Below are 6385 nucleotides of genomic sequence, written 5' to 3' on the forward strand. Positions count from 1 at the left end.
GAGTCGCTTCGTTTAGAGGGCTGGCTTGATGCCGCAGCCTTTGAGAATGATGTGGATAAGGTTGGTGCCAGCGTCTTCCATGTCTTGTTTGGTCAGCTTGGTGCGACCGGTGACACGGCAGATCTGCGTGGCGAAGTCGGCGTAGTGCTGGGTACTGCCCCACAGCAGGAAGATCAGGTGTACCGGGTCGACCGGGTCCATTTTGCCAGCGTCGATCCAGGCCTGGAACACCGCCGCGCGGCCGCTGAACCAGGCTCTGTAGTCCTGGCCGAAATATTCGCTCAGGCATTCGCCACCGCTGATGATCTCCATGGCGAAGATCCGCGAGGCTTGGGGCTGGCGGCGGGAAAACTCCATCTTGGTGCGGATATAGCGAGTCAGCGCTTCGGCTGGATCATCTTCGGCGGTCAGCGTATTGAAGGTGCTGTCCCACAGTTCGAGGATGTTGCTGAGCACGGCGATGTACAGCCCCAGCTTGTTGGTGAAGTAGTAATGCAGGTTGGCCTTTGGCAGCCCGGCGCTCGACGCGATGGTGTTCATGCTGGTGCCTTTGTAACCATGGCGAGCGAACTCGTCTTCGGCGGCCTGGATGATTGCTTGTTCATTCTTTTGCCGAATGCGGCTTGCAGGTTTTCCGGCGTGGTTGCTGTGGGCAGGAACTTCGAGGCTCATGGAGGTTTCCGTGCAGATCGATAAATGCGACGTGTGCACAGATAACCCACCCTCAAGCCTCAGACAAGTCCCGATACGATAAAAGCGTCAAAGCGGTTCCAGGGTGTCGCTTTCCAGGGCCTGGTTTGCGGCAGGTGTCGTTGCCTTGGCTTCCGGTAATAGCAGGCACAATACAATTGCCGTCAGGCCGCCGCTGGTGATGGCCGAGTCGAACAGGTTTTGTACTAGCGTTGGCATCAGATGCAACAAATTCGGTTGGGCTGCGATGCCCAGGCCGACACCGAACGAGGTGGCGATGATCAGCATGCTGCGCCGATCCAGTGGCGCTTGTGCAAGGATGCGCACGCCGGCGGCGGCCACACTGCCGAACATCACCAGGGTCGCGCCGCCCAGCACCGGCTTGGGGATCTGCTGCAACACGGCGCCAATCAGTGGGAACAGCCCGAGACAAAACAGCACCACGCCGATGTACAGGCCGACATAGCGGCTGGCGACGCCGGTCAACTGGATGACGCCATTGTTCTGGGCGAAGGTGGTGTTGGGGAAAGCACTGAAGGTGGCGGCGATCATGCAGCTGATGCCATCACCCAGAACGCCGCCCTTGAGCCTGCTTATATAAGAAGGGCCGCTGATAGGTTGGCGGGCAATCATGCAATTGGCGGTGAGGTCGCCGACGGTTTCGATGGTGCTGATCAGATAAATCAGCGCAATGGGTATGAACGCTGTCCAGTCGAAATTGAAACCAAAGCGGAACGGGGTCGGCAAGCTTACCAATGGCAAGTTCGGCAAGGTGTGCGGTACCAGAGTGCCACTGAACCAGGCGGCGAGACTGCCCAGGGCCAGGCCGATGATGATGGCCGAGAGGCGCACCCACGGCGTGTTCGAGCGGTTGAGCAGGATGATAGTCAACACCACGAACAGGCCTAGCGCCAGGTTGGTGGGTGCGCCGAAATCGGGGGCGTTGAAACCGCCACCCAGATCAGTGATGCCGACCTTGATCAGGCTGATGCCGATCAAGGTGATGACAATGCCTGTCACCAGTGGCGTGATTACCCGCCGTAGTTGGCCGATAAAACGGCTCAACACTACTTGCACCGCCGCGCCGAAAAAACACACCCCGAAAATCATCGCGAGGATGTCTTCCGGGCTGCCGCCCCGTTGCTTGACCAGAAACCCTGCTGATAACACCGCGCCGAGAAAGGCGAAGCTGGTGCCTTGCAGGCAGATCATCCCGGCGCCAATGCCAAACGGCCTACGAGCCTGAATGAAAGTACCGACACCCGAGACCATCAACGCCATGCTGATCAGGTAGGGCAGGTGGGCGGTCAGGCCCAAGGTGGAACCAATGATCAGCGGCGGGGTGATGATACCGACGAAGCTGGCGAGTACGTGTTGCAGTGCGGCAAGTAAGGCGGGCAATGGTTTCGGGCGGTCGTTGAGGCCGTAGATCAGGTCGCTGGAGCTGGAAGATTCTGGTGGCATGGCGTTGGAACTCAAGGCTGACGATTCAAGGTCCTCATGCCTTGCAAAAAGCTGTCCAGTTGCTCAGGTTTTATGTGGGCGCCGTGTTAGCGGGTAGCAGCCAGGCTTTCGAGGAAGCTTTCCAGCACCAAATGAGGGCGACGACCCTTGCGCGTGACCGAAGCGAGGCTCAAATCATAAAAGCGTGAGGCGGGTTTCAGGGCGCGCAAGCGGCCTTGTTGCACCCAGAGGCTGGCGTAGTGATCCGGCAGGTAGCCGATGTAGCGGCCGGTGAGGATCAGGAATGCCATGCCTTCACGGTCCGAAGCACTGGCGGTGCAGTTGAGGACTTGATAGTGAGCCTGGATTTCGGCGGGCAAGCGGAAGGTTGGCGCAATGGCGTCCTGTGAGTTGATGCGTTCGTCGTTGAGTTGCTTGTCGTCTGCATAAAACAGCGGATGACCGACCGCGCAGTAGAGCAGCGAGCGTTCACTGTAAAGCGGCTGATATTCGAGGCCCGACAGCGCGCTGGCCTGGGGCACGACGCCGACATGCAAGCGCCCGTCGAGCACCCCTTGCTCCACTTCGTTGGGGGCGATCATACGGATTTGGATCTGTACGTCTGGGCCGCGTTCTTTCAATTGCGCCAAGGCGTGGGTGATACGCATGTGGGGCAGGGTGACCAGGTTGTCGGTCAGGCCGATGGTCAGTTCGCCGCGCAAGTGTTGGTGCAGGCCGTTGACCTCGGTGCGGAAACTTTCCAGGGCGCTGAGCAGTTGCAGTGCCGATTGATAAACCTCGCGTCCTTCTTCCGTCAGGGAAAATCCGGCGCGACCACGCTGACACAGACGCAGGCCCAAGCGTTGTTCGAGATCACTCATCTGCTGACTGATAGCTGAACGGCCAATCCCCAGCACGGTTTCTGCCGCCGAGAAGCCACCGCACTCCACCACGCTGCGAAAGATGCGCAGCAAGCGAATATCGAAGTCGCTGACTTGGGCCAGGGGATCGGGTCGACGGCTACTCATAGTTTAGTGAAGGCCTGACTGAAGGTTAGAAGAGTTGGATTTCACCGACTTTATCCCCGTGGCAATTTAGGTGCAACTACGCTTTTCGATCCCTACGCCGCCTATAGCCTTGCGAGGATTTTGCAGATGAACATGCCCGAAAACGCTCCGTCGTCCCTGGCCAGCCAATTGAAGCTGGACGCTCACTGGATGCCGTACACCGCCAACCGCAACTTTCACCGCGACCCGCGCCTGATTGTGGCTGCCGAAGGCAGTTGGTTGATCGATGACAAGGGGCGCAAGGTCTATGACTCGTTGTCTGGCCTGTGGACCTGTGGTGCCGGGCATACCCGCAAGGAAATCCAGGAAGCCGTCGCCAAGCAGCTCGGCACTTTGGACTACTCGCCAGGCTTTCAATACGGTCATCCCTTGTCTTTTCAGTTGGCAGAAAAGATCACCGATCTGACACCGGGCAACCTGAACCATGTGTTCTTCACCGACTCCGGTTCCGAGTGTGCCGATACCGCCGTGAAGATGGTTCGTGCTTACTGGCGCCTGAAAGGCCAGGCGACCAAGACCAAGATGATCGGCCGTGCCCGTGGTTATCACGGTGTGAACATTGCCGGTACCAGCCTGGGTGGTGTTAACGGCAACCGTAAAATGTTTGGTCAGGCGATGATGGATGTTGATCACTTGCCTCACACATTGCTGGCGAGCAATGCCTTCTCCCGTGGTATGCCAGAGCTGGGTGGTATCGCTTTGGCCGACGAACTGCTCAAGCTGATCGAGTTGCACGACGCATCCAACATCGCTGCCGTGTTTGTTGAACCGATGGCCGGTTCCGCCGGCGTGTTGGTACCGCCACAGGGTTACCTCAAGCGTCTGCGTGAGATCTGTGATCAGCACAACATTCTGTTGGTGTTCGATGAAGTGATCACTGGCTTCGGCCGTACCGGCTCTATGTTCGGCGCCGACAGCTTTGGCGTGACACCGGACCTGATGTGCATCGCCAAGCAAGTCACCAACGGCGCGATCCCGATGGGCGCAGTGATTGCCAGCACGGAGATCTACCAGACCTTCATGAACCAGGCGACGCCTGAGTACGCGGTGGAATTTCCCCACGGTTACACCTACTCGGCGCACCCGGTGGCTTGCGCTGCGGGCCTGGCGGCACTGGACCTGCTGCAAAAGGAAAACCTGGTGCAGAGCGTGGCCGAAATCGCCCCGCACTTTGAAAATGCGCTGCACGGTCTGAAGGGCAGCAAGAATGTCATCGACATTCGTAACTACGGGCTGGCCGGTGCGATTCAGATCGCCCCGCGTGATGGTGATGCCATCGTGCGGCCATTCGAAGCAGGTATGGCGTTGTGGAAAGCGGGCTTCTACGTGCGCTTCGGCGGCGACACTCTGCAATTCGGGCCAACCTTCAACAGCAAGGCGCAGGACTTGGATCGCTTGTTCGATGCGGTCGGCGAAGTGCTGAACAAGATCGACTGATTTCTCCTTCTATATAGAACAACTACCAGGTGCGGCGAGAGTCGCGCCTGTGGACAAATTTTCAGGAGCCCTGCATGAGCCTTATCCAGCATTTGATCAACGGCGAACTGGTGACCGAGAACGGTCGCAGTGCTGATGTTTACAACCCGTCCACCGGCAAAGTGATTCATCAAGTACCACTGGCCAGCCGGGAAACCATCCAAAGCGCTATCGACTCGGCAAAGGCGGCATTCCCGGCATGGCGCAACACACCGCCGGCCAAGCGTGCCCAGGTGATGTTTCGTTTCAAGCAATTGCTGGAACAGAACGAAGCGCGTATCTCGCAATTGATCAGCGAAGAGCATGGCAAGACTCTGGAAGATGCGGCAGGTGAGTTGAAGCGCGGTATCGAGAACGTCGAATACGCGTGCTCGGCGCCGGAAATCCTCAAGGGTGAATACAGTCGTAACGTTGGTCCGAACATTGATGCGTGGTCCGATTTCCAGCCGCTGGGTGTGGTCGCCGGTATTACGCCGTTCAACTTCCCGGCGATGGTGCCGCTGTGGATGTATCCATTGGCGATCGTTTGCGGTAACTGCTTCATTCTTAAGCCTTCGGAGCGTGATCCAAGCTCAACATTGCTGATTGCTCAACTGCTGCAGGAAGCCGGCTTGCCTAAAGGCGTGATGAGCGTGGTGCATGGTGACAAGGGCGCGGTGGATGCATTGATCGAGGCGCCGGAAGTTAAAGCGCTGAGTTTTGTCGGTTCGACGCCGATTGCCGAGTACATCTATTCCGAAGCCACCAAGCGCGGCAAGCGTGTACAGGCTTTGGGCGGGGCGAAGAACCATGCAGTGCTAATGCCGGATGCGGACTTGGACAATGCGGTCAGTGCTCTGATGGGCGCGGCTTATGGTTCCTGTGGTGAGCGCTGCATGGCAATCTCGGTGGCTGTCTGCGTGGGCGATCAGGTGGCTGATGCGTTGATCGCCAAGCTGGTGCCGCAGATCAAGGCGTTGAAGATTGGTGCGGGTACCTCTTGCGGCCTGGACATGGGGCCGCTGGTGTCTGGTCAGGCGCGAGATAAAGTCAGTGGCTATATAGAAGACGGTGTTTCTTCTGGCGCCGAGTTGGTGGTCGATGGTCGCGGCTTGAGTGTTGCCGGTCATGAAGACGGCTTCTTCCTGGGCGGCTGCCTGTTTGATCGCGTGACCCCTGAGATGCGCATCTATAAAGAAGAGATCTTTGGGCCGGTACTGTGTGTGGTTCGGGTGAACAGCCTGGAAGCGGCGATGCAACTGATCAATGATCACGAGTATGGCAATGGCACCTGTATCTTCACCCGCGATGGAGAGGCGGCGCGGCTGTTCTGTGACGAGATTGAAGTGGGCATGGTTGGTGTCAACGTGCCGCTACCGGTTCCGGTGGCTTATCACAGCTTCGGTGGCTGGAAGCGTTCGCTGTTTGGCGACCTGCATGCCTATGGGCCGGACGGGGTGCGTTTCTATACCCGTCGCAAGGCGATTACCCAGCGCTGGCCGCAGCGGGCCAGCCATGAAGCCTCGCAGTTTGCTTTTCCTAGCTTATAAGTAGAAGGCAGAAGGCCGACCCGTAGGGGTTGGCCTTCGCGTTTTCGGGCTTTTTTGACTGATATGACAGAATTGTGAAAGTAGGGGTTGACGGCAGATTCTGGAAGTCTATAATTCGCCCCACTTCCGGCGCAGTCGAAACGGAAAACTCCTTGGTAAACAAAGAGTTATGTAGGTTTC

5 protein-coding genes are annotated in these 6385 nt (G+C 58.0%); 2 read left to right on the forward strand and 3 right to left on the reverse strand.

Going from position 1 to position 6385, the window contains the following annotated elements; translation table 11 throughout:
- Positions 1–12 precede the first annotated feature (12 nt).
- From ACZRJ6_RS19990 to ACZRJ6_RS20000, 3 genes are all read right to left on the reverse strand, one after another.
- A complete protein-coding gene (locus tag ACZRJ6_RS19990; protein ID WP_463969219.1) occupies positions 13–672 on the reverse strand; it encodes a TetR/AcrR family transcriptional regulator in 660 nt (219 codons plus the stop codon).
- 87 nt (positions 673–759) lie between these two features.
- Positions 760–2154 (reverse strand): uracil-xanthine permease family protein, encoded by a 1395-nt coding sequence (locus ACZRJ6_RS19995; RefSeq protein WP_463969220.1) that lies wholly within the window; start codon positions 2152–2154, stop codon positions 760–762.
- Positions 2155–2240: 86 nt separating this feature from the next.
- On the reverse strand, positions 2241–3161 hold the full coding sequence (locus ACZRJ6_RS20000) for a LysR family transcriptional regulator (protein WP_463969221.1): 921 nt from the start codon (positions 3159–3161) through the stop codon (positions 2241–2243).
- A 126-nt stretch (positions 3162–3287) separates the two neighbouring features.
- Between ACZRJ6_RS20000 and aptA the strand changes: the two genes are divergently transcribed.
- Both aptA and ACZRJ6_RS20010 read left to right on the forward strand, forming a co-directional pair.
- Entirely contained in the window at positions 3288–4637 is a 1350-nt protein-coding gene (gene aptA, locus ACZRJ6_RS20005; protein WP_149414833.1) for an omega-aminotransferase AptA, read from the forward strand.
- Between the two features lie 74 nt (positions 4638–4711).
- Entirely contained in the window at positions 4712–6205 is a 1494-nt protein-coding gene (locus tag ACZRJ6_RS20010) for a CoA-acylating methylmalonate-semialdehyde dehydrogenase (protein ID WP_149414834.1), read from the forward strand.
- Positions 6206–6385 lie beyond the last annotated feature (180 nt).

The sequence above is a fragment of the Pseudomonas sp. C321 genome (genome assembly GCF_055407105.1).

What these genes read in the sequence shown, in the direction of transcription:
- ACZRJ6_RS19990 (WP_463969219.1), bottom strand. Translation starts at nt 672, where the DNA reads ATGAGCCTCGAAGTTCCTGCCCACAGCAACCACGCCGGAAAACCTGCA.
- ACZRJ6_RS19995 (WP_463969220.1), bottom strand. Translation starts at nt 2,154, where the DNA reads ATGCCACCAGAATCTTCCAGCTCCAGCGACCTGATCTACGGCCTCAAC.
- ACZRJ6_RS20000 (WP_463969221.1), bottom strand. Translation starts at nt 3,161, where the DNA reads ATGAGTAGCCGTCGACCCGATCCCCTGGCCCAAGTCAGCGACTTCGAT.
- aptA (WP_149414833.1), top strand. Translation starts at nt 3,288, where the DNA reads ATGAACATGCCCGAAAACGCTCCGTCGTCCCTGGCCAGCCAATTGAAG.
- ACZRJ6_RS20010 (WP_149414834.1), top strand. Translation starts at nt 4,712, where the DNA reads ATGAGCCTTATCCAGCATTTGATCAACGGCGAACTGGTGACCGAGAAC.